General features: G+C 42.8%; 22 protein-coding genes and 1 other RNA gene. 7 read left to right on the top strand and 16 right to left on the bottom strand.

Annotated elements, in window-relative coordinates:
* Positions 1–26 precede the first annotated feature (26 nt).
* Positions 27–644, top strand: a complete 618-nt coding sequence (locus H0S56_RS08235; RefSeq protein ID WP_195724814.1) for a regulatory protein RecX — start codon at positions 27–29, stop codon at positions 642–644.
* Positions 645–863: 219 nt separating this feature from the next.
* On the opposite strand, the gene ffs is transcribed toward H0S56_RS08235, so the two are convergent.
* Positions 864–960, bottom strand: an RNA gene (ffs, locus tag H0S56_RS08240) — signal recognition particle sRNA small type.
* A 294-nt stretch (positions 961–1,254) separates the two neighbouring features.
* Here ffs and H0S56_RS08245 point away from each other — a divergent pair.
* Positions 1,255–2,052, top strand: a complete 798-nt coding sequence (locus tag H0S56_RS08245; RefSeq protein WP_195724815.1) for a tol-pal system YbgF family protein — start codon at positions 1,255–1,257, stop codon at positions 2,050–2,052.
* Between the two features lie 64 nt (positions 2,053–2,116).
* Here H0S56_RS08245 and lpxA read toward each other — a convergent pair whose 3' ends face one another.
* The 12 genes from lpxA to rimO form a co-directional block, all read right to left on the bottom strand.
* Positions 2,117–2,905 carry an acyl-ACP--UDP-N-acetylglucosamine O-acyltransferase gene (lpxA, locus tag H0S56_RS08250; RefSeq protein ID WP_004279876.1) on the bottom strand — a complete coding sequence of 263 codons (789 nt, stop codon included), beginning with the start codon at positions 2,903–2,905 and terminating at the stop codon, positions 2,117–2,119.
* Positions 2,902–3,387 carry a 3-hydroxyacyl-ACP dehydratase FabZ gene (gene fabZ / locus H0S56_RS08255; protein WP_195726069.1) on the bottom strand — a complete coding sequence of 162 codons (486 nt, stop codon included), beginning with the start codon at positions 3,385–3,387 and terminating at the stop codon, positions 2,902–2,904. The genes lpxA and fabZ overlap by 4 nt, the downstream gene beginning before the upstream one ends.
* A gap of 5 nt (positions 3,388–3,392) precedes the next feature.
* The gene (lpxD, locus tag H0S56_RS08260) at positions 3,393–4,463 is read right to left on the bottom strand and encodes a UDP-3-O-(3-hydroxymyristoyl)glucosamine N-acyltransferase (RefSeq protein WP_195724816.1); all 1,071 of its coding nucleotides are present in this window, start codon (positions 4,461–4,463) and stop codon (positions 3,393–3,395) included.
* Positions 4,464–4,466: 3 nt separating this feature from the next.
* The gene (locus H0S56_RS08265) at positions 4,467–4,964 is read right to left on the bottom strand and encodes an OmpH family outer membrane protein (protein ID WP_195724817.1); all 498 of its coding nucleotides are present in this window, start codon (positions 4,962–4,964) and stop codon (positions 4,467–4,469) included.
* A gap of 80 nt (positions 4,965–5,044) precedes the next feature.
* Positions 5,045–7,540, bottom strand: coding sequence for an outer membrane protein assembly factor BamA (gene bamA / locus H0S56_RS08270; protein WP_195724818.1), 2,496 nt, complete (start codon positions 7,538–7,540; stop codon positions 5,045–5,047).
* A gap of 39 nt (positions 7,541–7,579) precedes the next feature.
* Positions 7,580–8,935: an RIP metalloprotease RseP gene (gene rseP / locus H0S56_RS08275; RefSeq protein WP_195724819.1), complete on the bottom strand. Its 1,356-nt coding sequence runs from the start codon at positions 8,933–8,935 to the stop codon at positions 7,580–7,582.
* A gap of 3 nt (positions 8,936–8,938) precedes the next feature.
* The gene (gene ispC / locus H0S56_RS08280; RefSeq protein ID WP_195724820.1) at positions 8,939–10,135 is read right to left on the bottom strand and encodes a 1-deoxy-D-xylulose-5-phosphate reductoisomerase; all 1,197 of its coding nucleotides are present in this window, start codon (positions 10,133–10,135) and stop codon (positions 8,939–8,941) included.
* Positions 10,136–10,960, bottom strand: a complete 825-nt coding sequence (locus tag H0S56_RS08285) for a phosphatidate cytidylyltransferase (RefSeq protein ID WP_004279883.1) — start codon at positions 10,958–10,960, stop codon at positions 10,136–10,138.
* Between the two features lie 3 nt (positions 10,961–10,963).
* The gene (gene uppS / locus H0S56_RS08290; protein WP_004646714.1) at positions 10,964–11,716 is read right to left on the bottom strand and encodes a polyprenyl diphosphate synthase; all 753 of its coding nucleotides are present in this window, start codon (positions 11,714–11,716) and stop codon (positions 10,964–10,966) included.
* A gap of 7 nt (positions 11,717–11,723) precedes the next feature.
* A complete protein-coding gene (frr, locus tag H0S56_RS08295) occupies positions 11,724–12,278 on the bottom strand; it encodes a ribosome recycling factor (protein ID WP_004279885.1) in 555 nt (184 codons plus the stop codon).
* 80 nt (positions 12,279–12,358) lie between these two features.
* Complete coding sequence (gene pyrH / locus H0S56_RS08300; RefSeq protein WP_004279886.1) at positions 12,359–13,087, bottom strand: UMP kinase; 729 nt, start codon at positions 13,085–13,087, stop codon at positions 12,359–12,361.
* 46 nt (positions 13,088–13,133) lie between these two features.
* Entirely contained in the window at positions 13,134–14,477 is a 1,344-nt protein-coding gene (gene rimO, locus H0S56_RS08305) for a 30S ribosomal protein S12 methylthiotransferase RimO (RefSeq protein WP_005107200.1), read from the bottom strand.
* Positions 14,478–14,818: 341 nt separating this feature from the next.
* Here rimO and glnL point away from each other — a divergent pair, with 341 nt between their 5' ends.
* Together glnL and glnG are read left to right on the top strand one after the other, a co-directional pair.
* Positions 14,819–15,928, top strand: a complete 1,110-nt coding sequence (gene glnL / locus H0S56_RS08310) for a nitrogen regulation protein NR(II) (protein WP_004646711.1) — start codon at positions 14,819–14,821, stop codon at positions 15,926–15,928.
* Complete coding sequence (gene glnG, locus H0S56_RS08315) at positions 15,915–17,390, top strand: nitrogen regulation protein NR(I) (RefSeq protein WP_004279889.1); 1,476 nt, start codon at positions 15,915–15,917, stop codon at positions 17,388–17,390. The genes glnL and glnG overlap by 14 nt, the downstream gene beginning before the upstream one ends.
* A gap of 49 nt (positions 17,391–17,439) precedes the next feature.
* Here glnG and H0S56_RS08320 read toward each other — a convergent pair whose 3' ends face one another.
* The 3 genes from H0S56_RS08320 to mnmG form a co-directional block, all read right to left on the bottom strand.
* Positions 17,440–17,766: a hypothetical protein gene (locus H0S56_RS08320; protein WP_195724821.1), complete on the bottom strand. Its 327-nt coding sequence runs from the start codon at positions 17,764–17,766 to the stop codon at positions 17,440–17,442.
* 133 nt (positions 17,767–17,899) lie between these two features.
* Positions 17,900–19,105, bottom strand: coding sequence for a 3-(3-hydroxy-phenyl)propionate transporter MhpT (gene mhpT, locus H0S56_RS08325; protein WP_195724822.1), 1,206 nt, complete (start codon positions 19,103–19,105; stop codon positions 17,900–17,902).
* A gap of 314 nt (positions 19,106–19,419) precedes the next feature.
* A complete protein-coding gene (gene mnmG, locus H0S56_RS08330) occupies positions 19,420–21,300 on the bottom strand; it encodes a tRNA uridine-5-carboxymethylaminomethyl(34) synthesis enzyme MnmG (RefSeq protein ID WP_004279892.1) in 1,881 nt (626 codons plus the stop codon).
* 254 nt (positions 21,301–21,554) lie between these two features.
* Here mnmG and H0S56_RS08335 point away from each other — a divergent pair, with 254 nt between their 5' ends.
* The 3 genes from H0S56_RS08335 to H0S56_RS08345 all read left to right on the top strand — a co-directional run bounded on the left by H0S56_RS08335 (position 21,555) and on the right by H0S56_RS08345 (position 24,029).
* A complete protein-coding gene (locus H0S56_RS08335; protein WP_004279893.1) occupies positions 21,555–22,022 on the top strand; it encodes a hypothetical protein in 468 nt (155 codons plus the stop codon).
* 144 nt (positions 22,023–22,166) lie between these two features.
* Complete coding sequence (locus H0S56_RS08340; protein WP_195724823.1) at positions 22,167–23,054, top strand: bile acid:sodium symporter family protein; 888 nt, start codon at positions 22,167–22,169, stop codon at positions 23,052–23,054.
* Positions 23,055–23,141: 87 nt separating this feature from the next.
* Complete coding sequence (locus H0S56_RS08345) at positions 23,142–24,029, top strand: bile acid:sodium symporter family protein (RefSeq protein ID WP_195724824.1); 888 nt, start codon at positions 23,142–23,144, stop codon at positions 24,027–24,029.
* Positions 24,030–24,053: the final 24 nt, after the last annotated feature.

Genomic DNA, 24,053 nt, shown 5'->3' on the forward strand with positions numbered 1-24,053 from the left:
TAGGGAATGTAAAATCCGAGAGAATCATGTCAGACGCGAAATTCAGCAAACTGCTCGATTATGAAACTTTAAAACAGCAATTTGGTGATGCTGAAGATCAAGCTCAACCTGCAAAAACAGCGCTGCAAGACACTCCTGAATTTGATCCCGAAGAGCGTTTGTTTTCCTCTACCCCAACTCAGGATGAGAAAAAACTGGGACTGACAGGCTCACGCTTACGTTCTTATGCCTTTGCCGTACTGACGCGCAAGGAATATTCCAAAGCCGAACTGATCGAGAAATTAGCCCTCTATGCAGAGCATCGTGATGAAGTTATTAACCTGGTTGAAGAGCTATCCCGTGAGAACTATCAAAGTGATCAGCGCTTGGCGGAAACCATGCTGTCGAGTCAAAAGCGTAAAGGCAAAGGTCCCAATCAAATTAAAATGAAACTCAAGAGCAAAAAGATTGATGCCGCGCTTATTTCGGAAGAACTTAAAGAAACTGACTGGGTTCAACAAGCCTATGAACTTAAAGTTAAAAAATATGGGACTGAAGCTACCAAAGACCCGAAGCTCAAAGCCAAACAGATCCGTTTTCTAATGTATCGTGGTTTTGAAATGGATGCGATTATCAAAGCGATTAACCGTAAAGCAGAAGATTAATTCTTATCTTCTTTGAAAGCCTTAATACACGTATAAGTATATTGGTTATTTATCCAATATTAGCTGCAAAATAAAATAAAGCACGGCAAAATATAATGATGATTTAATCATTAAAACAATAAGATAATGCTATTTGACGATATTGAAAAAGGAATGATATTTGAGAATAGAAAACTGCGAATTTGTATTGTTATTATAATAAGAAGAATATGGTGGCAACCCTACCAGCAAAGCTCCGGCACATCATAGTTCTATTACCGTTGCTACCTTCCGGTCCTGGCGGGGTTCATAGAGTACAATTGCGAAGTAACCAGCAGGGCTACCATTACAAAAACAGAGTATAGAGATTTTTAATCAAGTTGCAAGCCTTGTTTCCTAAAATCATCCTTCAAGCTATCCGTTTGATTATTTTAAAAACAATATTGATATTTCTGCTGATTTTTAAGGGATCTTCATAATCAATCCATCAATACTCAGATTCACATGATCTTTGTAAAACCTTGTTGCATTTTCTAAAAATGCCGTTTTTAATGTGTGCAATGTATATGAATGATCTACTTTGAAAAGATGAGCAGCGGATCCGCATCTCACAAAGAATTATGGAAATTTTATGATGTTTAAAAAGACCGTATTGTGTGCAGTGACAGCACTCTTTACCACGCCTCTATTTGCCAATATTCCGATTGAATCGCGTGGCTTGAGCCAAGCTTCTAGTCAGACCGCAGTAAATACCCCAGCGGCAATTACGGCGGGCGCAACTCCAACCGTTCAAACCAATACTAGCTGGCAAATCATGCAAAAGAACCAGCAACTCGAGAATGACCTACGGATTTTGCGCGGCAAAATGGAAGAACAGGAAAATGAAATTGCCCAACTGAAAAGCGAACTGACCAATCGCTATGCCGATCTCGATCAGCGCCTGGAACTGTTACAGCAAAAAATTGAACCAAGCGAAGACACCGTAGCGGAGGAAAACCCACAGGATACTGCGCCCAGCCTAGACGCAAATAAGGTCAATACAGCAAGCAGCGGACAGCAACCTGCTGAGCTGGAAAAAGCAGCTTATACCGTGGCTTTAGATGCTTATAAAAATGGCGGTGCAGCCAAAGCCATTGCACCGATGCAAAACTTTATTAAAAACAATCCGAATAGCGTTTATATCAGCAATGCCTATTTCTGGTTAGCGGAATTCAATCTGGCGATTGACCCGCCAAAATTTACTGAAGCGAAACGTAATTATCTGATTGTCGTTGACCGTTACCCAAATTCTGCGAAAGCCTCCACTGCCCTGTATCAGCTTTATAACATCAGCAAAGATGTTGAAAAGAATACTACGCTTGCATCGCAATACAAAACAAAGCTATTGAAGAATTATCCGAAAGCTGAGGAAATTAAATTTCTTAAGTAAAATAGAAGTTCCCAAAATAAAAAAGACACCTTAAATAAGGTGTCTTTTTTATTATCTTAAACTTTTAGCGCACAATACCGCGCTTCGACTGTTCAAGAGAATCAATGAGACGCTGTACTTCAGCCACTTCCGGCAAAATTCCTGTACGGATCTGCTCGATTGCTTCCTGAGTCGTTAAACCTGATTTATAAATCAGTTTAAAGGCATCACGTAAACCGCTGATTACGGTCTTCGACCAGCCTTTACGACGCATGCCTTCAATATTCATGGCAAATGCATGCGCAGGATTACCTGAAACCATCACATAAGCCGGCACATCTTTCAAAATCAGTGATGCACCACCAATCATGCTATAAGAATCAATCTTACAGAACTGATGAATGCCCGAGTTTCCGCCAATGACGACGTAGTCCCCGACATGGACATGTCCAGCCACACCGACGTTATTGGCAAAGATATTATAATCTCCAACCATACAGTCATGTGCAATATGAGTATTGACCATGAGCAGGTTATGACTACCGATCTTGGTCAGGCTCTGGTCCTGAACCGTACCACGATGCAGACTGCAATGCTCACGAATCTTGTTGTGATCGCCAATCTCAAGCCACGTTTCTTCACCAGCATACTTAAGATCCTGACACACCTCGCCTACACTGGCGAACTGGAAAATTTCATTATATTCACCTATACGCGTATAGCCACCCACCACCACGTGTGAATGAAGTTTGCTACCCGCACCAATAGTGACATTTGGCCCGATAATACAATATGGGCCAATTTCTACATCAGCAGCAATGACTGCTGACGGGTCAATAATGGCAGTTGGATGAATAAGGGGATTATTGCTCATGCCTGCTCGACTTTTTGATGCGAAACCATAATTTCCGCGGTTGTTGCGATGACGCCATCTACAGTGGCAATACAATTATATTTGTAAATGCCCCGCTTTTGCATCACTAATTCAGATTTTAAAACCAATTGGTCACCTGCAACCACCTGTTTTTTAAATCTAACTTTTTCGGCACCGGCAAACAGGAACAAAGAACCCTCACTTGGCACTTCGTTATTCATCACAAAACCCAGAATTCCAGAGATTTGTGCCAGCGCTTCAACAATCAGTACACCCGGCATAATTGGATAATTCGGAAAATGGCCTTGTAAAAACTCTTCATTAATTGAGACGTTTTTATAACCAACAATGCCATTATCGGTAATTTCGACGACGCGATCAACCAATAAAAATGGATAGCGATGGGGCAAATATTCACGAATCTTTTGAATATTCATTGGCAATTCAGGCTTCGTGAATGTAGGCAAATTCGACTCTGTCATCATAATTATTTACGCAACTTAAATGTTGATTCAATGGACTCAATCTGAGATTGCATATGATCTAGTCGTTTGATCACCTGGGTCAATGGCACATCTGCTAATTGTCTGAGGCGAACCACAGTACGTTTCCATTTCTGGTTTTCAAACAGACCAATCCCCGATGAATATTTTCCAGCTTCAGAAATATTATTTGTCACCATTGACATTCCGGTCAACGTCACATTATCGGCAATATTTAAGTGTCCAGAAATCGCAGAGGCACCACCAATGATACAGTTTTTGCCAATTGAAACACTTCCTGCAACGGCAGTTTTTGCAGCAATGGCGGTATGTGCACCAATTTTAACGTTATGCGCGATTTGCACAAGATTATCAATGATCACACCCTGTTGCAAAATCGTATCATCCAGTGCACCACGGTCTACGCTACAATTTGACCCAATACGTACATCATCCTCAATGCGTACAGAACCTAATTGCGCAATACGGTGCCATTTCCCTTGATAAGGCGCAAAACCAAACCCTTCGCTGCCAATCACGCTATTGGCATGAATACGCACCCGATTACCAATTTTTGCTGCGCCGGTGAGGGTCACATGTGAGTCAATAAAACAGTCCTGACCGATCTCGACATCATCATCGATCTGCACATGCGCCTGAACAATCGTATTCGCACCCACGACACAATGCTCACCAATCACCACATAATGACCAATATAAGCATCGTCCGCAATCACTGCCGACGGGTGAATTTGGGCAGTACTTTCAATGCCGCGCTGGCGATGTTTTTTCTCAAATACATGTGTCAGAATCGCAAAAGCCAGATAGGGATTTGCCACAACAATAAAGTTTTGATGTGAAGTTATCTGTTGTTTTAGTTCAGCCGTGACAATTAAAGCACCTGCCTGACTTTGATTGGCCTGCTCTACATATTTATCGGCATTTACAAATGCAAGATCTTGTGAGGTCGCTTGCTCAAGACTGGCCAAAGCGCTCAAACGCAAATCTGTCTGACCTATGCACTCGCCCTGAACCAGGCGAGCGAGATCAGCTAACTGAAGCTGTTGATGATTCATTGATTATTTAATTGCATTAACCTTTTGAATCATTTTATCAGTTAAATCATATTTAGCATCATAAGCAAGTGCTGAATTTTTATTTAAAACCACATCCAAGTTGTTTTCTCTACGCAATTGTTCAGCAATTTGCTTTACTCGTGCATCAAATACAATTCGGATCTGCTGAATCGAGCTTTGAACATTAGTCTGTACAGATTGTTGTAACTGATTCAATTCTTGCAGCTTAGCCTGATATTGCGCAGACATTTTCTGTTTTTCAGTCTCACTGAGCTTAGTATTGGATTGAGCACGTTGCTGCAAAGCTTCCAGCTCTTTGCTGAGTTGCTCAATCTTGGTGGTTTGTGGCTGAATTTTTTGCTGAAATGCCGTGTTTTGTTGTTTCAGATAAGTACTACCTTCAACCACACGCTCCAAGTCAATTACCCCCATACTGGCCGCTTGAGTTAAAGGTGCAACACTTGCCAAAGCCAGGCTCATTGCCATAATCATTTTTTTCATATTCTTACTCATTCAAAAAAATTTGCTCACAAAACCTGCAGGCTTTATGAGCAAAATTTAGTTTCTAGGTCAAAACGATTTTAGAAAGTACGTCCAATTTCGAACTGGATGTTTTTAGTATCATCACCGTCTTTTTTATTCAACGGATAAGCATAGCTGAGAGACAATGGCCCAATCATGGTGATCCAGGTGAAACCAGCACCCACGCTATAACGCATATTATCTGCATCAAAACCGAAGTTATCTTTACAGTATTGGCGCGCATTATATGTAGTACTACCTACAATAATATCGCTACCTGAAGCTGGTATATCACAATTAGTATCAAATACTTGTGCGCCTTCAGCAAAAATCACTGGACGTACCTGACGTGCCCAATCCCCTTTAAATGGCACCGGAAGTACCAGTTCAGTACCAAATTGCACTAAAGCATTACCACCAACCTCTTCAGGTGAAGGGTCAGGCTCACCTCTTTCACTAAAAAATACACCATCATATTTCGGACCTAATGTACTATTTTCATAGCCACGAACTGAACCGAAACCACCAGCATAGAAATTCTTATAGAATGGCAGGTCATTACCATAACCCAACTTACCATAACCACGCAGGACAAAATCTTTGCCTAATGGGAAAAAGGCTTGAGCATCATAAGTGACTTTCTGATACTCGACATCACTACCTGGTAATGCAATTTCCGCATTCACACGATGTGACATACCCGTTGTCGGGAACATAGGACGGTTTAAAGTATTATACGACCAACCCAAATTCAGATTATATGTTAAAAAATCACCTTTAAATTCATCAAAGAATTGAGCAGGCTGACTACACTCTCTTGTGGTCGCATTCCAGAACTCTGGTGGGCAATAAGTATCTATTCGCCCTGTCTCTTTACCACCATTCGCTAATAAATAATCACGAACATAAGTAGATACTCCAGAACCAGTTGTTACTTCAGTCTGATCGACATTCAATCCTAAACTAACACTCTGGTTTTCATCGATTGGATAACCAAAGTTAATCCCACCTCCAAAACTGTCTGTTACATAGTTATTGACGTTATAGTCATCATCAAGCTTGGTTTTACGGTAGTACATATTATAGCCGCGACGCACACCATCAATGGTGAAGTACGGGTCCATCACGCTCAAGTTATAGTAATCTTGAGTTTCAGAACGCGACAAATCGATTGAAACACTATTACCTGTACCCAGGAAGTTGGTCTGACTTAAACCTGCCTGGAAAGTTACACCACCGCTTTGCGAGAAACCAACTGCTAAAGTACTGGTCCCTGAATGCTGCTCTTCAACGGCAACATTCAAGTCCACCTGATCTGGCGCACCCGGAATACGTGCAGGTTTGATATCGACAGTTTTAAAGAACCCGGTACGTTCCAGACGGACCTTAGACAGGTCAATTTTTTCATTACTGGCAAGCGCACCTTCCATTTGGCGCATTTCACGACGTAATACTTCATCTGCAGTTTTAGTATTACCAGTGAAATTAATACGTCTTACCGTAACTTGCTGACCTGGATTGATATAGTAATTTAGATCAACCAGTTTGGTTTCGTTGTTAATTTGAGGAACAATGTTGACTTCTGCATAGTAATAACCAGCATTACCATATTTACGCTGTAATAACTGCTTAACCGCGTTAACTTTTTCCTGCGAATAAATTTCACCTTCTTTGAAGATTTGTAAAGCCTGCAATTCTTCAGTTTTATAAAGCGCATCACCTAAGTATTTGGTTTGACCAAATTTAAATTGCTCGCCCTCATCCACAGAAACTTCGATGAAGACATTCTTTTTATCTTCACTCAAGTTCAGGCTGGAATTGGTAATATTAAAGTTGATATAGCCGCGATTGAGATACATGGCACGCAAAGCTTCCAGGCTTGCCGCCATCTTTTCACGTGCATAACGGTCATTACGCGAAATAACCGAACTCCAACCGCTTTCTTTTACTGCAAAGGCCTGCTTGATATCAGATTCTTTAAATACAGTATTCCCGATAATATTGATATCGAAAACTTTGGCCGCTTTACCTTCAATAAAATCAATTAGCAATTCAACACGGTTATTTGGTCGAGGCGTCGTAGTGACCGTAATATCGGCATCATAACGACCTTGCTGCATGTATTGCTGTTCAAGTTCAGTTTCAATGGTTTGCAGCGCTGATTTTTTCAGCACTTCACCTTCAGCCAGACCCATTTTTTTCAGGCCATCTTCAAGTGCTTCCTTAGGAATCAGCTTATTGCCTTTCAATTCGATTTTCGAAATGACCGGGCGTTCAACAACTTGGAAAACCAAGGTATTGCCCTGCTGAACGGCTTTAATGTCATCAAACAGGCCTGATGCATACATGCTACGAATTGCATTGGCAATGATTGGATCATTGACCCGATCACCACTGTTAATCGGCACTAGGCCATACACATTGTCAGGAGTTAAACGTACTAATCCATCAAATTTTATATCTTGTACAATGAATTCATCTGCTGCATATACTTGTTGTGCTACTGCCATTGCACTAACGAGTGCCAGAGGCATAAATAAATGTGTGTGCTGCATGCCAGTCTTTTCCGCTGTTAATTTATTCCATTTACGTTGTTATAAACGCATAAAATCATTAAATAATGCCAGAAGCATCATACTGCCGAGCAGTACCATACCAATTTTTAGTCCAACCAATTGTATTTGTTCGGAAACAGGTTTACCACGAATTAATTCAACAAAATAGTAAACCAGATGTCCGCCATCAAGCATTGGAATAGGCAGTAGATTTAATATTCCTAAACTTACACTCATTAGCGCCATAAAGGAAATAAAAGTTTCCCAGCCCATTTCTGCGCTTTGTCCTGCCACTTTGGCAATGGTAATTGGACCTGATAAATTATCCAGGCCAATCAGGCCACGTACCATTTTGACAATCGAGTTCAGAATCATCGAAGATAAATGTGCTGTTTTATCAAATGCCATCACCAGTGCTTCGCCTGGCGAGTAATGAATGGTCTGTTTATATTCTGCAGGAATATTCAGTTTACCCGGATCGCTTTGTACGCCCAGCATACCGGTCACATTGCCCATATTGTCACGTTTGCCTTGCGGCATGACTTCTAGCTGAACCACCTGATTTTCGCGTAGAACATCCATTTTGAGTAATTTTTCTGGAGATGCCTGTACCACCTGCACCACATCAAACCAGTCTTTCATCTGAACGCCGTCAATAGCCAGGATCTTGTCGCCTTCTTTCAAACCTTGACGGATGGCTGCACCATCTTCACTCAGCTTGCTGATCACTGCCGGAATTTCTGGCCGATAAGGCAAGAACCCCAGGCTTTCTAGCGGCGATTGACTTTGATCTTTTAAATAGTTTTGAATCGGCAACTGGAACAGTTTGTTTTCACCAGCGCGATCTGCCTGAATAGAAACTACGCCAGTTTCACCAACACGATCTACCAAGGCATAACTGAGTTTTTCCCAAGTTTCCACCTGGGTACCATCCACAGCTATAATTTTGTCACCCGGCTGCATTTGTACGGTGGCAGCAGGCGTATTTGGTAAAACTTTACCCACACGGGTATTCAGCTGTTCTTGAGCTGGTAAAAATAACACCCAGAACAGAAGGACTGCAAAAATCAGGTTAATTAATGGTCCCGCTGCCACGATGGCAATCCGTTTCCACGGATGCTGACGATTGAAAGCTTTGGGTAAGTCTTCTTCAGCAACATTACCTTCACGTTCATCCAGCATCTTGACATAGCCACCCAAAGGCAAGGCAGACAATTGATACTGAATTCCGGATTTTTTCGAGGTCCATTTTAATAATGTTGGCCCAAATCCAATCGAATAGACCAATACTTTAACGCCCAGTTTACGCGCCACAATATAGTGACCGAACTCGTGAATCGCAATTAAGGGACCGAGTAAGAGAATTGCAGCGGCAATCATAAACAAGGCATTCATATCTTAACTTCCTTTATTCACAACGTATTGCTGTGATAAACCTCGTGCCATTTGATCTGCTTGCAAGATAGCTTCCAGATCATGTGCAGGTTGATTGTCCATCTGATTTAGGACGTGCTCAACTACCTGAGGAATTTGGGTAAATCTGATCTGTTGATTTAAAAATGCAGCAACTGCAATTTCATTGGCCGCATTTAAAATCGCAGGTGCAATTCCGCCACTCTGCATGGCCTGACGGGCCAATTTTAATGCAGGGAAACGGAGCATATCCGGTTCTTGAAAATTAAGTTGTGAATGCATAAACAGATCCAGTGGCGCCACATGCGTACTAATACGCTCAGGCCATGCCAATGCATGTGCAATAGGCGTGCCCATATCCGGATTACCCATTTGTGCCAAAGTCGAACCATCAACGTATTGAACCATGGAGTGAATAATACTCTGTGGATGCACAACAACTGTAACAAATTGTTCTTGAACTGCAAACAAATGACACGCTTCGATCAATTCTAAACCTTTATTCATCAAGGTAGCAGAATCAACTGAAATTTTTTGACCCATGGACCAATTGGGATGCTTGCAAGCTTGGGCAGGTGTGACCTCTTCAAGTTGCTGCATACTGTGGTTCAGAAATGGGCCACCTGAAGCGGTCAGTAGAATCTGGGACACACCCAGTTTGGGCTTGCCATGACGCTCTGCTTCAAAATAATGCTGTGGCAGACATTGGAAAATCGCATTGTGTTCGGAATCCACGGGAAGCAGTAATGCCCCATGATCGCGCGCTGCCTGCATCATGATGTCACCTGACATCACTAAGGCTTCTTTATTGGCCAGCAATACTCGCTTACCTGCTTTCACTGCAGCCAGTGTCGACAACAAGCCTGCTGCACCAACGATTGCCGCCATGACGATATCAACATCAGCGTGTTCAGCCACAGCAATTAAACCGGCTTCATCTTGCAGAATTTCAATATCAGATAAATGATGTTGCTGAAGTAGTTTTGAAAGTTCATCTACTTTTTCAGCCGGTACCACCGCCACTTTAGGACGGTATTGCTGGCAAATTTCGACCAGCTCATCAATACGACTTTGCGCGGTCACAGCAAAAACCGAGTATGCTTCAGGATGTCGCTGCAAGATTTTTAAAGTACTTTGACCAATGGAACCTGTAGCACCCAGTATACAAACTGCTTGTGACATTTATAAATCTACACCAATAAGTTTTAAAACAGCCATACCTGCTGCAAAGATTGGAGCTGCAGCAAGCAAAGAATCAATACGATCCAGTACTCCGCCATGTCCTGGCAAAATTCGACCTGAATCCTTAATACCGGCACGACGTTTGATCATGGATTCAAACAGGTCACCCAGTACCGAACTAAATACTGTAACGACAGATAGAATCAGAAATAAAATCAGTTCTGGCCAAGTCATATCCAGATAAAGCAAGGCAACTGCCGTCACGATCAGCATTGAAGTAACGATACCGCCATACAGCCCTTCTACGGATTTATTAGGACTAACATTCGGCGCCAACTTTTTCTTGCCAAATTTACGACCCACAAAATATGCACCACTATCTGCGCCCCATACCAGTAAAAACAGGTACATCAGCCACCACGGTGAACTTTGCCAGACAGAGAAAATTGCAGTAACCGCAGCAGAGATCAGAACTACGCCGATTCCGTGCAGGCTGGCGTTGTACCAGCCATCATATTCAGGATAGGTTTTAACCCAGTAAATACTGAGCAACCAGGTAATTATAGAAGCTACCCATAACAATAAGGCAACTTCGGCAAAATACAATGCCAAAGCTGAAAGTGCCGCAGTGAGCACTCCATATCCCCAAGCAACAGGTTTGATGACATGTTTAAATTTTCGCGGCATGAGTTTGAACCACTCATAGCCGGCCACCCCAGCAGCAAGAACCATCAATACAAACATTGGATAATGTGATTCGGTAGCAAACATACAGCTCAGTACAACTGCTACCAACACCAATGCGGTTATAATCCGCTCAAACATGTATTAATTCTCAAGTTTTTCCTGATGAATCTGTTCTGATGTTTTACCAAAACGACGTTCACGCCCACCAAATACGGCAAGTGCATCATCAAGTTCTTCAACGGTAAATTCTGGCCATAGCGTCTCAGTGAAATAAAGCTCTGCATAGGCTGCCTGCCACAACAGGAAATTCGAAAGACGGAAATCTCCACCCGTACGAATCAGCAGATCAACTGCAGGTAAATCACCGAGGCTGACATATTGACCAAATACATCAGTATTAATTGCATCAAGATCTAATTTATTTGTTAAAACATCGCTGGCAATTCGCTGTGCAGCTTGTGCCATATCCCACATACCACCATAACTGATTGCAATAGTGAGTGTCATACTATTGAAATTAGCAGTCCTTTCTTCGGCATGCAACATAAGTCCCTGTAATTCTGGGGACAAACGGCTGCGATCACCGATAAAGCGTAAGGCAATATTGAATTTTTCCATGCGGGGCAATTGTTCATGAATGGTATCAACCAGCAATTTCATGAGCAATTCAACTTCAAACTGTGGACGATTCCAGTTTTCACTTGAAAAGGCAAATACAGTTAAAGCCTGGATATTTCTTTTTTTACAGTGTTCAACAATCGGATCCAGAACCGTTTTTCCTTCACGGTGTCCATCACCTTTTTGCATCTGATTTTTTTTGGCAAAACGATTGTTGCCATCCATGATGATGGCAACATGTTTCGGAAGACGGGGATTTTCTTCAGCAACGGTCATCGATGAATTAGACCTTCATCAATTCAGCTTCTTTCGCAGCCAAGCGCTTGTCAACTTCAGCAACAAATTTGTCGGTAATTTTCTGGATTTCGTCAGCAGCACGACGCTCTTCATCTTCAGAAATTTCTTTTTCTTTCAACAAAGCTTTGATATCGCCCAATACATCACGACGAATGTTACGGATCGCTACTTTGGCATTTTCTGCTTCATTACGCGCAACTTTTTGCATGTCACGACGCGTTTCTTCAGTCAACGCAGCCATCGGTACACGAATCGCATCTGCTGTAATTGGGTTTAGACCCAAATCAGATTCACGAATCGCTTTATCAATTGCAGAAACCATTGAACGTTCGAAAGGCTGGATTAACAAAGTACGTGAATCTTCAACACCTACGTTTGCCACCTGGTTTAATGGAACGTCTGAACCATAGTAAGAAACCATCACGTTATTTAAAATTGATGGATGCGCACGACCGGTACGAACTTTTGCAAAACCATGCTCTAGAGATTCTAGAGTTTTGTTCATACGGTCTTCGCTGTCTTTTTTAAGATCGTTAATCATATGATCTTCCTTACTTAATTCTTGAAAAGAGGTTATTACTAAATTAGCGTGTAGTATAAAGTGCTTTGGTGCTCACGTCATTAATTGGTAACGTGAGTCCCTTCTTTTTCACCCATCACAACGGAAAGCAATGCGCCAGATTTATTCATATCGAATACTTGTAGCGGCACGTTGTGATCACGACATAAACAGATTGCAGTTAAGTCCATTACACCCAGCTTTTCGTCCAGAACCTGGTCAAAAGTCAATGTGTCATATTTAACCGCATCATCATATTTGCTTGGATCTTTGTTATATACGCCATCAACTTTGGTCGCTTTCAAGATCAAGTCTGATTCGATTTCAATACCACGTAAACAGGCAGCTGTATCTGTCGTAAAGAACGGATTACCTGTACCTGCCACGAATACACACACTTCACCCTGAGTCAGGTGACGGATTGCATCACGGCTTGAGTAAGACTCAACCACGGCACCAATTGGCAATGCAGACATTAAACGGGTTTTAATATTACGGCGCACCAAAGCGTCGCGAAGTGCCAAACCGTTCATGACTGTTGCTAGCATACCCATCTGGTCGCCAGTTACACGACCAACTAGACCATCTTTTTGTAGCTGGCTACCGCGATACAGGTTACCACCACCCACAACAATACCTACTTGTACGCCTAAACCCACGAGGTGCGCAATAGAAAGTGACATCTGATCGAGCACTTGTGCATCGATCCCCATGTCTTTATTGCCTGCCAGCGCTTCACCAGAAAGCTTTAACAGGATGCGACCAAAGCGTGGCTTTTTAGAATCCAACATCATCAAACTCCAAAGTATTCAATTTAAATTTTTTTAATTCAAAATCTTAAGCAGACTTGATTGAAATGAGTTTTGCGTACAGATCGTATTCATCTGCATCGGTAATCTCGACTTCAAGTAAATCCCCTGCCTTAATGACGCTTTTATCGATATCTTCAACAAAAACATTGCCATCAATTTCAGGTGCATCTGCATAAGAACGCGCAACCGCTACCGGGAATTCGTCTTCCAGGTCATCTACCAGCACAGTCATGGTCTGACCGATACGTTTTTGGAGTTTGGCTGCCGAGATTTCTTGCTGAACCTGCATGAAACGCTCATAACGCTCTTGTTTAATTTCTTCAGGAACGTGATCTGGCAAATCATTTGCTGTCGCACCTTCAACTGGCGAATAGGTAAAACATCCCACACGATCCAGCTGGGCTTCTTTCAACCAGTCCAGTAACATCTGGAAGTCTTCTTCGGTTTCACCCGGGAAGCCCACCACAAATGTTGAACGCAACACCAGATCAGGACATTTCTCACGCCAGATTTTCAAACGCTCCAGTGTATTTTCACTGTGCGCAGGTCGTTTCATTAGTTTGAGAATTTTTGGACTTGCGTGCTGGAATGGAATATCCAGATAAGGCAGGATTTTGCCTTGTGCCATCAGGTCAATTACTGCATCTACATGCGGATACGGGTAAACATAGTGCAAACGCACCCAGATTCCCAACTGACCTAATGCTTCACACATGTCATAGAATTTGGTTTTAACCGGCTGGCCATTCCAGAAATCCAGCTTGTATTTCGTGTCCAGGCCATAAGCAGAAGTATCCTGGGAGATGACGAGTACTTCTTTTACACCGGCACGTTTCAGCGCTGCAGCTTCATCAAGCACAGAACCGACTGGACGTGAAACCAGATCGCCACGCATGCTTGGAATAATACAGAAAGTACAACGATGGTTGCAGCCTTCGGATATTTTCAGATAAGCATAATGTTTTGGCGTCAGGCGGATGCCTTGTTCTGGAACCAGATCAATAAATGGATTGTGTTTTGGCGGCTCAGGCACGTATTGATGAACCGCATCCATAACTTCTTTATATGCCGCTGCACCTGTCACTTTCAGGACATTGGGATGCATTTGGCGAATCTTGTCTTCGTCTTTACCTAGACAACCTGTTACGATCACGCGACCATTCGCGCTCATCGCCTCACCAATCGCATCTAGCGATTCTTGCACTGCGGATTCAATGAAACCACAGGTATTTACTACAACTAAATCAGCACCGTCATAATCCGAAGCGACGTCATAACCTTCAGTCTTTAACTGGGTTAAAATACGTTCAGAATCTACCAATGCCTTAGGACAACCTAAAGATACAAAACCGACTTTGGGGGACTTCATGAATTTTCGCTCTACTAGAATGCGCGTATTGTATGTCTTTTCGCATCATAAAAATAGTTGAAAACCTGACTCTTTGCATCATGCACTAAAATATTGCCATAAAATATTCAACATACCCACTCATGCACCAAAATGAATCATTTTAGATTTACAGCCTCAATTTAATCCGCTATATCTAAGATGAATTGTGTTGCTCTGTCACATTTCTGCATTTCATCGCAATAAATAATCTCTCGTCATAAAAGTTGGCGTGCATCTTGCATCAAATCAGAACTTAAAATTGATTAAATTGCTTTATGAAGATGCCATTGCGCCATTTTAATACAGGAACAAACCCGCGAATGGATCAAATTATTCCGATCGACTATCGTGCTTTAGTGGACAATATGACCACGTGTATCTTATTGATAGACCGCGATCTTAATATTTATTATCTGAATTCTGCCTGTGAAGCCTTATTTGATGTGAGCTTATTCCGCGCGAGCGGCACATCCGTGCTCAATATTTTGCAAAACCCGACAGATGAGTTTAATACCGAAGAAGCCCTGAATAATACTTTAACTACGGGACAGCCTTATACACGCCGCGAAGCCACTATTCTGGTCAACTTTAAAGACATTCATGTTGACTACACTGTTTCTCAGCTAAATCTGGGCAAACCTTATCATCCGCTACTGCTCATCGAACTCAATCCTCGCGATCGCATGTTAAAAATCTCTCGTGAAGAAAATCTGCTGCAACAGCATCAGGTAGCGCGTCAGCTGATTCGCGGTGTCGCGCATGAAATCAAGAATCCCTTGGGTGGCATTCGTGGCGCGACTCAATTACTGGCACGTAGTTTGAATGATCCACAATACAAAGAATTTACCGACATTATCATTAGCGAAGTCGATCGACTGAGAAATCTGGCCGATACCATGCTCGGTTCACGCCAGCTTCCAAGCTATGAACTGGTCAATGTCCATGAACCATTGGAACGTGTACGTTCACTGATTGCCAACCAGACCAAAAAGAAAATCAAGATTATCCGGGATTACGACTTGTCCTTACCGGAAGTTCTGGCAGACCGTGACCAATTGATTCAGGTCATTTTGAATATTTGCGCCAATGCCGTACAGGCCATGACCGAAAACAAGGAATTCTTTGTCGAACATCAACCGGAACTGATTTTAAGAACCCGGATCCAGCGTCTTTTTACTATTAACGGGGTGATTCACCGCTCTGTGGTACGGATTGATATTGAAGACAATGGCCCAGGTGTGCCGGAAGAGATTATCGAATCGGTGTTTTATCCGCTGGTCACCAGCCGTGCCAAAGGGACCGGACTGGGCCTCAGTATTGCTCAAAATATTATTCATCAGCACAACGGCATGATCGAGTGTCAGTCGGTAGCTGGAAAAACCGTCTTTAGCTTATATTTACCTTGGGAGTCAAATCATGTCGCGAAATAAAATATGGGTGATTGATGACGATCGCGCCATGCGCTGGGTACTGGAAAAGACCTTTAAAGAGGAAGGTCTGGACGTTACCAGTTTTGAAGAAGCACAATCTGCACTAGACCAACTGAGTCTGGAAGCACCCGATGTGATTTTGACCGATATCCGCATGCCGGGTATTGATGGACTTACCTTCCTGGGCAAGGTTAAACACAGTTATCCTGACCTACCTGTCATTATTATGACGGCGCATTCAGACTTAGAATCGGCTGTTTCTAGCTATCAAACTGGTGCTTTTGAATATCTGCCTAAGCCTTTTGATATTGATGAAGCACTGGCGCTGGTAAATCGTGCAATTTTACATATCACCAAGCTACAGCAACAAGAATCAGCAAAAGCGGCTCCACCAATTCAATCTACCGAAATTATTGGTGAATCGCCTGCCATGCAGGAAGTGTTTCGTGCCATTGGCCGTTTATCACAATCGCATATTACCGTATTGATTAATGGTGAGTCTGGTACAGGTAAGGAACTGGTGGCACATGCCCTGCATCGTCATTCACCACGCAGTTCAAAACCTTTTATTGCACTGAATATGGCGGCGATTCCAAAAGACCTGATCGAAACCGAACTGTTCGGCCATGAGAAAGGTGCATTTACCGGCGCTAACACTCAGCGTCAGGGTCGTTTTGAACAGGCAAATGGCGGCACGCTGTTTTTAGATGAAATTGGCGATATGCCATTTGAGACCCAGACCCGTTTATTGCGTGTCCTAGCCGATGGAGAGTTCTACCGAGTTGGCGGTCATATTCCGGTTAAGGTCGATGTACGTATCGTGGCTGCAACACATCAGGATCTGGAAAAACTGGTTCATGATGGTCGCTTCCGTGAAGACTTGTATCACCGCCTGAATGTAATTCGTATTCATATTCCAAAACTGGCACATCGCAGTGAAGATATTCCAATGCTGGCACAGCATTTTCTGGCACGTGCCGGGAAGGAACTTGGGGTCAATCCAAAGATTCTGCGTCCTGAAACCCAAGAATATATGCAGAAATTGCCATGGCAAGGTAATGTGCGTCAACTTGAAAATACCTGTCGTTGGTTGACTGTCATGATCACAGGTCGTGAAGTCTATCCGGAAGACTTGCCACCTGAGCTGAAACAGATTCCAATTCATCAGCAGGATCCGGGCGCGCCAATTCCAACGCTGAACCAGATCGCACCACATCACTGGGATGAATTGCTGGGTCAATGGGCGATGCAGAAACTCAAAAATGGTGAAATGAAACTTCTGGATGTTGCAACGCCGATGTTTGAACGCACCTTAATTAATGCAGCCTTGCAACAAACCCGTGGCCGTAAACGTCATGCCGCAGAACTTCTAGGTTGGGGTCGCAATACTTTAACGCGCAAGCTTAAAGAACTGGGCATGGATACTACGGATGATGAAATCGAAGAAGAAATAGAAAGTTAATCTTTCCATATAAAAAAGCGCCGATTGGCGCTTTTTTGTTAATGATAATTTATGCAGTAAAACCCACATAGCGGAAATACCCATCTATGCCCAGATCAGACTTATAGATCACATAATTTGAATAAGTCGCTTGGGTGATTTCATCCAGCATATTCACCTGATCATCATTGGCATGCAGATCATCTACAGAACGCGGCATGCTGTGCTCGAATTCATCGGTCATATATTCAAAGCCAATATCCATGGCAATAAACAGGGTATGTTCACAAGGTTGCACATATTGCTCTTCTGCCCAATCAATCACGTTGTGCTGACAATGCGGACAAGCAATATTATCGGTGGCCTGAATCGAGAGTGGAATAAGTTGATAAGCCATATAAAAATCAATCTGTTTGCTATTCGTATATTTTAGCAAATTTTATGGACTGACTTTATTCAATTAAAAGTCTCGACGATAAAAAAGGGATTTTTCAGATTCCCTTTTTGTATTGATAGATCTCAATGATTAATTACTTATGAGCAGCCTTATAACGTGATAGTGCAGTGACGGCTACTGCCGATACGACCACTGCTGGTAAACTTGCCACAAGAATACCTGTGGTGCCCAAACCTAATGCCAGAATTTTTCCAGTTAATAATGGTCCAGTCATCGCCCCTAAACGCCCTAAAGAGATCGCACTGCCCACGCCTGTCACTTTGCCTGCGCCTGAGTAAAAAATCGGTGAGATCCCATATAGAATAGATTGACCACCCGTAGAGAAAATGCCACCCATGACTCCCGCCAAAATTAATAACGGAATAGAAGTTGTGGTGAATAACAATACCAAGGCAACAAACAAGCCACTATAAATGATGGTCGCCATTTGCCAAAGCTTTAAACGATCCAGTAAATAACCTAGGCTCAGGGTTCCAATAACCGCGCCCACCTGGAACACCAACATCACCAGAAATGCCTGTTGTTTCTGCAAACCTTGTTCCATAAGTAAGTTAGGTAACCAGCTGATCAAAATATAATTGATCATTAAGGTAAAAAAGAAACCGACCCAAAGAGGTACTGTATTTTTATACTGGCGCTGCTTGAACAAAACTTCAGCCATGCCCGGCACAGCTTCACCAGAGACCTGTACCTCCGCATTTACCTTAAGCTTATCTTTAAGAATAAACGCCATCAATGGAATCAGTGCTAAAGGTGTTAATCCCCCAATCAGGAACAAGGTTTGCCATTGAATCTCCGGAAGCAGCATGGCCAGACCAGCAACAAAGATCGCCCCTACCGGTAAACCACAATACATCAAACTATTCAACTTGCCACGGTTGGCTTCGGTTGCTTCATCACCGACGACTGAAATCATGGTTGGCATTGCCACGCCTAAACCCAGACCGGTAAAGAAACGCGCTGCATATAAAACTTCGATGCTGGGCGCAATTGCAGTCAGCGACATAAACAGACCAAAAATAGTCACAGAGAGCATCAGGACTTTCTTTTGTCCCAAATAGTCCGCGATACGTCCGCCAAAGAATGCGCCAAATAGCATTCCAAAGACACCCAGACTAAATACATAGCTCATTTGGATTTGATCTAAAGCAAAGCTTGCTGCAATTCCTTTCGCTGCAATCCCGGGAGCTTGAAGATCAAAACCTTCAAAAAATGCAACCCAGAAACACAAGATTATAGTTAATATTTTTTGGGCTTTTCCGCTGTATGGCTGTGCCATGACTGATCTCCATCAATAATTCACAAACCGTTTGATAGTCTGACGATCCGTTACATTATTCTTAACCTAATCTTAATAGAGAAATAGCACGACAATAGTCGGGTTTAAGCACATTAGCATGTGTAAATATCATCTAAATTAGACCTAAAAGATTGTATTTATAGACTTAATACATCTTAATAATATTTATTATATGTATTTATCAATAACTTAATTTAATAGTAGTTATTTTTAATTCAACGATAGTCAAAACTTATACAAAACTACAAGCCGATAAAAAGCCCGCTTAACGCGGGCTTTTTTAGCTCAAAATCTTAAGCAGATTTCTTTGCTTGTGCATTCTTACGAATTGTAATCATCACCAGTTGAACTGCTGCAGGCGTCACACCCGGAATACGACTGGCTTGCGCCAATGTTTCAGGACGAACATCTTTCAGTTTCAGAGTAATTTCACGGGAAAGACCCGACACGATGTCATAATCAAAATCCGCAGGAATACGGGTTTCTTCCAGACGTTTCATTTGTGCGACGTCTTCATGCTGACGGTTAATATAACCCGCATATTTCACTGCAATTTCAATTTGCTCACCAACAAATGGGGAGACTTCAGAATTGGTTAATTCTGCAATTTGAGCGAATGAAATGTTTGGACGTTTCAACAAGTCAATCGCAGAACACTCTTTAGACAGATCTGCACCTGTCATTTCAACGAATTTTTTGCCCATTGGATTATTTGGTGCAGCCCACAGGTGTTGTAAACGACCCGTTTCTTTTTCCACTGCTTCCATTTTCTCACAGTACACTGCCCAACGCGCGTCATCCACCAGACCCATTTCACGACCAATTGCTGTTAAACGCTGATCTGCATTATCTTCACGCAGCATCAAACGGTATTCGGCACGTGAGGTGAACATACGGTATGGTTCTTTGGTACCGAGTGTAATCAGGTCATCAACCAGTACGCCCATGTAAGCTTCATCACGTTTCGGTGTCCACTGCTCCTGATCCCAGGCACGGCGTGCAGCGTTCAAGCCTGCAAGCAAACCCTGCGCACCCGCTTCTTCATAACCGGTTGTGCCGTTGATTTGACCGGCGAAATACAAGTTATTAATTGCTTTGGTTTCAAGGGTAAATTTCAACGCTTGTGGGTTGAAGTAATCGTATTCAATGGCATAGCCCGGACGAAGAATGTGCGCATTTTCCATACCACGGATCGAGCGAACCAGTTCAAACTGAACGTCGAACGGTAAAGAAGTCGAAATACCATTTGGATAAAGCTCATGTGTATCCAAGCCTTCAGGCTCCAAGAAGACTTGGTGAGAATCTTTATCGGCAAAACGGTGAATCTTATCTTCAATCGATGGGCAATAACGTGGTCCAACACCTTCGATCACACCCGTGTACATCGGTGAACGGTCTAAACCGCCACGAATGATTTCATGCGTGCGTTCATTGGTATGCGTGATATAGCAATTTACCTGCTCAGGATGCATAGACACATCCCCCATGAATGACATGGTCGGAGATGGGAAATCACCCGGCTGTGGTGTCATCACAGAGAAATCCACTGAACGCGCGTCAATACGTGGTGGTGTACCTGTTTTTAAACGACCTACTGGCAAGTTTAATTCACGCAAACGATGTGCAAGTGAAATAGATGGCGGATCACCAGCACGACCACCGCTAGATTTCTCCAGACCAACGTGGATGACACCACCTAAGAATGTACCTGCTGTCAGCACCACAGTTTTCGCATCAAAACGGATACCCATTTGGGTAACCACACCTTTAACGGTATCGCCTTCAACAATCAGGTCATCTGCGGCTTGCTGAAAAATATCAAGGTTTGCTTGGTTTTCTAATGTTTCGCGAATAGCCGCTTTATAACGTACACGGTCCGCCTGCGCACGTGTTGCACGTACTGCAGCACCTTTACGCGAGTTCAAAATACGGAATTGAATACCGCCTTTATCGGCAGCCAGTGCCATCGCACCGCCCAAGGCATCAATTTCACGCACCAAATGCGATTTACCAATACCACCGATGGCCGGGTTACAGCTCATCTGCCCTAAAGTCTCAATGTTATGAGTTAAGAGTAAAGTCTGTCGACCCATACGCGCTGCAGCCAGAGCCGCTTCCGTACCGGCGTGACCGCCACCGATAACAATGACATCGTATACTTTAGGATAATGCATAGTGGTAATTGAGAGATAAAAAAGAATAGCTGAGTATTATAGCAAATTTCACTCTAAAGTAGACAAATTCAGTTGAATTTATCCTGAGATAAATCGCACTTAACTCGCATAACAATAAAGCACTGTAATTTAACTTTGCAGAGGGACTATATAAATTAAACATATAAACTGAGAAATTTACTCGATTTGCATTGTTTATTCTGGCGCATTTTTTAATCTATATGTTGGTTACATTACAAACAAAGGTATAAAAGATGAATAAGAATATTTTCCTCTCAACCGTTCTATGTGGTTTATGTTTTGCGCCATTTGCTGCATCAGCGAATGATAAGGTCGAAACCATTTATAATGCACAAAAGTACCAACAGGTTTGTAAAGGCAAATCCCAAGGTGCACAAGTCAGTTTTGCCTATCGCGGCATTATCTGGAATGGTACCTGTGAGCCGCAGTTTTTCGCTTCATCCAAAAATGCTTCAATCAAAGGCGATGAAGCCGAACTCATGAGTACCTGTAGTGGCAACAGTGGTGCGACTACTGCCACCATCAATGGTGCCGAAGTCAAAGGTAAATGTGCATTAGGCTTTATGCCACCACGCCCTCAGGGACAATCTCAGATGCAAAGCCAACCGATGCAGCCACATATGCAAAACCAGCCTATGCAGCATCAGATGAACCAGCCAGCACAGCCTGATTCACCAATGCAAGGCCAGCCAGGTATGTAGCCGATATATATCTAAATAGTTTAGATTTCAAGTAAAAGCTTTGACGGGCAAAGTGACTGCATTTTGCCCGTTTTTTATTGCTTATTTATTCATCTAGGCTAAACTGGAAATATACCTATAAATGTATAATAAAAAGGCAAATTCATGGATTCGGGGTTTTTTAGCGTTTTTTTGCCAATTACATTGGCAATTATGATGATGGGGCTGGGGCTAGAACTCACTATCAAAGATTTCCTGCGCTTAAGTCGCTATCCTAAAGTCATTTTTATTACTTTATTTGCGCAGTTAGTCCTATTACCCAGCGTTGCTTTTTTTATTTGTCTGATTTTGGACTTGCCCGCTTTGCTTGCTGTAGGTCTGATGTTGCTAGCCGCCTCACCTGGTGGCCCAACCGCGAACCTATTTAGCTACATATATAAAGGTGATGTGGCACTGAATATTACTCTAACCGCCATTAATACCATCATCTCTATTTTTACCTTGCCCTTTATTGTCAATCTGTCCTTACACTACTTTATGAGTCATGACTCAAACGTGACTTTTCCAGTTGAAAAGATTGTACAAGTGTTTTTAATTACCTTGATTCCCGTGATCATGGGTATGCTGCTTCGAGCCAAATTTCCAAACCTGTCGATTACTGTCAGCAGGCCCATGCGCTTACTCTCTATCGGTTTTCTAACCATCCTATTCATATTCGCCATTTTCAGAGAACGTTCGAATTTGGTCGAATACTTTGCCAATATTGGTACAGCAACTGCGATTTTATGTTTTTCCAGCCTGTTTATTGGCTATTGCATCCCTCTACTCATGGGCATTCCAGAGAAAATGGCACGTGCTTGTACCTTTGAAATCGGCATTCATAACACTGCCATTGCCCTGACCATTGCGATATCGGTTCTGAATAATGTCACGATGGCCATCCCAGCAGGCATTTATACGATTTTCATGTACAGTTTCGCCACCATTTTCGGTGTGCTGATTAGCCGCCAGCAAGTGGTATATAGTAATAAAAGTCGTTTATCAGATTTGTAATTTATTTGGCTGATTTTGCTATAAGGCTGTATGCTTTTCCAAAGAAAATCAGAAGTATTAAAACAATTTTCGACAAGGAGCATACAGATGGATTCTGGCCTTATAACGATATTACTGCCGCTGGCACTTGCAATCATCATGATGGGACTTGGCCTTGAACTGACACCTCGGGACTTTAGCCGTGTCACTCGTCACCCCAAAGCCGTATTTATAGCATTGTTCTGCCAACTGGTTATTCTGGTTGGCATTGCCTTTTTGCTTTGCAAGCTATTCGCTTTAACCCCATTACTCTCAGTCGGATTGATGCTCTTGGCGGCTTCGCCAGGAGGTGCAACGGCCAACCTGTTTAGCTATCTGTTTAAAGGTGACTTAGCCCTCAATATCACTTTGACTGCAATCAATTCAGTCATCGCAGCGATTACCTTACCTTTAATTATTAATTTTTCGATCATGCATTTTATGCAGGATAGCCAGCAAGTCGGCTTGCAAGTTGGCAAAATCCTGCAAGTCTTTGCCATCATCCTGATTCCAGTAGGAATTGGCATGTTGATTCGGCGCTATGCTCCAGGCGTGACAGCAAAACTGAATCGGCCGCTGCGGATTTTTTCCATTGGCTTTTTGGTGCTGATTATTATTGCCACACTCATTAAAGAAAGAACAAATATCGGCGAATACTTAACCCAAGTGGGTCTGGCGACTGCCTTATTCTGCATCCTGAGCCTGAGTATTGGTTATCTGATTCCGCGATTACTCAATATTAATAGCGCTCAAGCCCGCGCCAGTGCATTTGAAATCGGCATTCATAACAGCACCCTCGCCATGACCATTGCCCTAACTGTGATTGGCAGTGCTGCTGTGGCGATGCCAGCCGCGGTTTATTCTATTTTTATGTATATCTTTGCTGCAATTTTTGGCAGCTTGTTGAATCGGCTTGCACCACTCCCGGCGCAAACACCACTAACGAATCTGGATTAGACAACATCTGGAACGATTAAAAGG

It is taken from the genome of Acinetobacter lwoffii (assembly GCF_015602705.1).
In the GTDB taxonomy this organism is placed as follows: Bacteria; Pseudomonadota; Gammaproteobacteria; order Pseudomonadales; family Moraxellaceae; genus Acinetobacter; species Acinetobacter lwoffii_E.

Coding starts and splice junctions, on each gene's coding strand:
- H0S56_RS08285 (WP_004279883.1), bottom strand. CDS start 10,960: ATGTTTGAGCGGATTATAACCGCATTGGTGTTGGTAGCAGTTGTACTG.
- H0S56_RS08340 (WP_195724823.1), top strand. CDS start 22,167: ATGGATTCGGGGTTTTTTAGCGTTTTTTTGCCAATTACATTGGCAATT.
- H0S56_RS08335 (WP_004279893.1), top strand. CDS start 21,555: ATGAATAAGAATATTTTCCTCTCAACCGTTCTATGTGGTTTATGTTTT.
- glnG (WP_004279889.1), top strand. CDS start 15,915: ATGTCGCGAAATAAAATATGGGTGATTGATGACGATCGCGCCATGCGC.
- H0S56_RS08320 (WP_195724821.1), bottom strand. CDS start 17,766: ATGGCTTATCAACTTATTCCACTCTCGATTCAGGCCACCGATAATATT.
- H0S56_RS08265 (WP_195724817.1), bottom strand. CDS start 4,964: ATGAAAAAAATGATTATGGCAATGAGCCTGGCTTTGGCAAGTGTTGCA.
- frr (WP_004279885.1), bottom strand. CDS start 12,278: ATGATTAACGATCTTAAAAAAGACAGCGAAGACCGTATGAACAAAACT.
- rseP (WP_195724819.1), bottom strand. CDS start 8,935: ATGAATGCCTTGTTTATGATTGCCGCTGCAATTCTCTTACTCGGTCCC.
- fabZ (WP_195726069.1), bottom strand. CDS start 3,387: ATGACAGAGTCGAATTTGCCTACATTCACGAAGCCTGAATTGCCAATG.
- H0S56_RS08345 (WP_195724824.1), top strand. CDS start 23,142: ATGGATTCTGGCCTTATAACGATATTACTGCCGCTGGCACTTGCAATC.
- H0S56_RS08235 (WP_195724814.1), top strand. CDS start 27: ATGTCAGACGCGAAATTCAGCAAACTGCTCGATTATGAAACTTTAAAA.
- rimO (WP_005107200.1), bottom strand. CDS start 14,477: ATGAAGTCCCCCAAAGTCGGTTTTGTATCTTTAGGTTGTCCTAAGGCA.
- glnL (WP_004646711.1), top strand. CDS start 14,819: ATGGATCAAATTATTCCGATCGACTATCGTGCTTTAGTGGACAATATG.
- ispC (WP_195724820.1), bottom strand. CDS start 10,135: ATGTCACAAGCAGTTTGTATACTGGGTGCTACAGGTTCCATTGGTCAA.
- lpxD (WP_195724816.1), bottom strand. CDS start 4,463: ATGAATCATCAACAGCTTCAGTTAGCTGATCTCGCTCGCCTGGTTCAG.
- mnmG (WP_004279892.1), bottom strand. CDS start 21,300: ATGCATTATCCTAAAGTATACGATGTCATTGTTATCGGTGGCGGTCAC.
- uppS (WP_004646714.1), bottom strand. CDS start 11,716: ATGACCGTTGCTGAAGAAAATCCCCGTCTTCCGAAACATGTTGCCATC.
- bamA (WP_195724818.1), bottom strand. CDS start 7,540: ATGCAGCACACACATTTATTTATGCCTCTGGCACTCGTTAGTGCAATG.
- lpxA (WP_004279876.1), bottom strand. CDS start 2,905: ATGAGCAATAATCCCCTTATTCATCCAACTGCCATTATTGACCCGTCA.
- mhpT (WP_195724822.1), bottom strand. CDS start 19,105: ATGGCACAGCCATACAGCGGAAAAGCCCAAAAAATATTAACTATAATC.
- H0S56_RS08245 (WP_195724815.1), top strand. CDS start 1,255: ATGATGTTTAAAAAGACCGTATTGTGTGCAGTGACAGCACTCTTTACC.
- pyrH (WP_004279886.1), bottom strand. CDS start 13,087: ATGTTGGATTCTAAAAAGCCACGCTTTGGTCGCATCCTGTTAAAGCTT.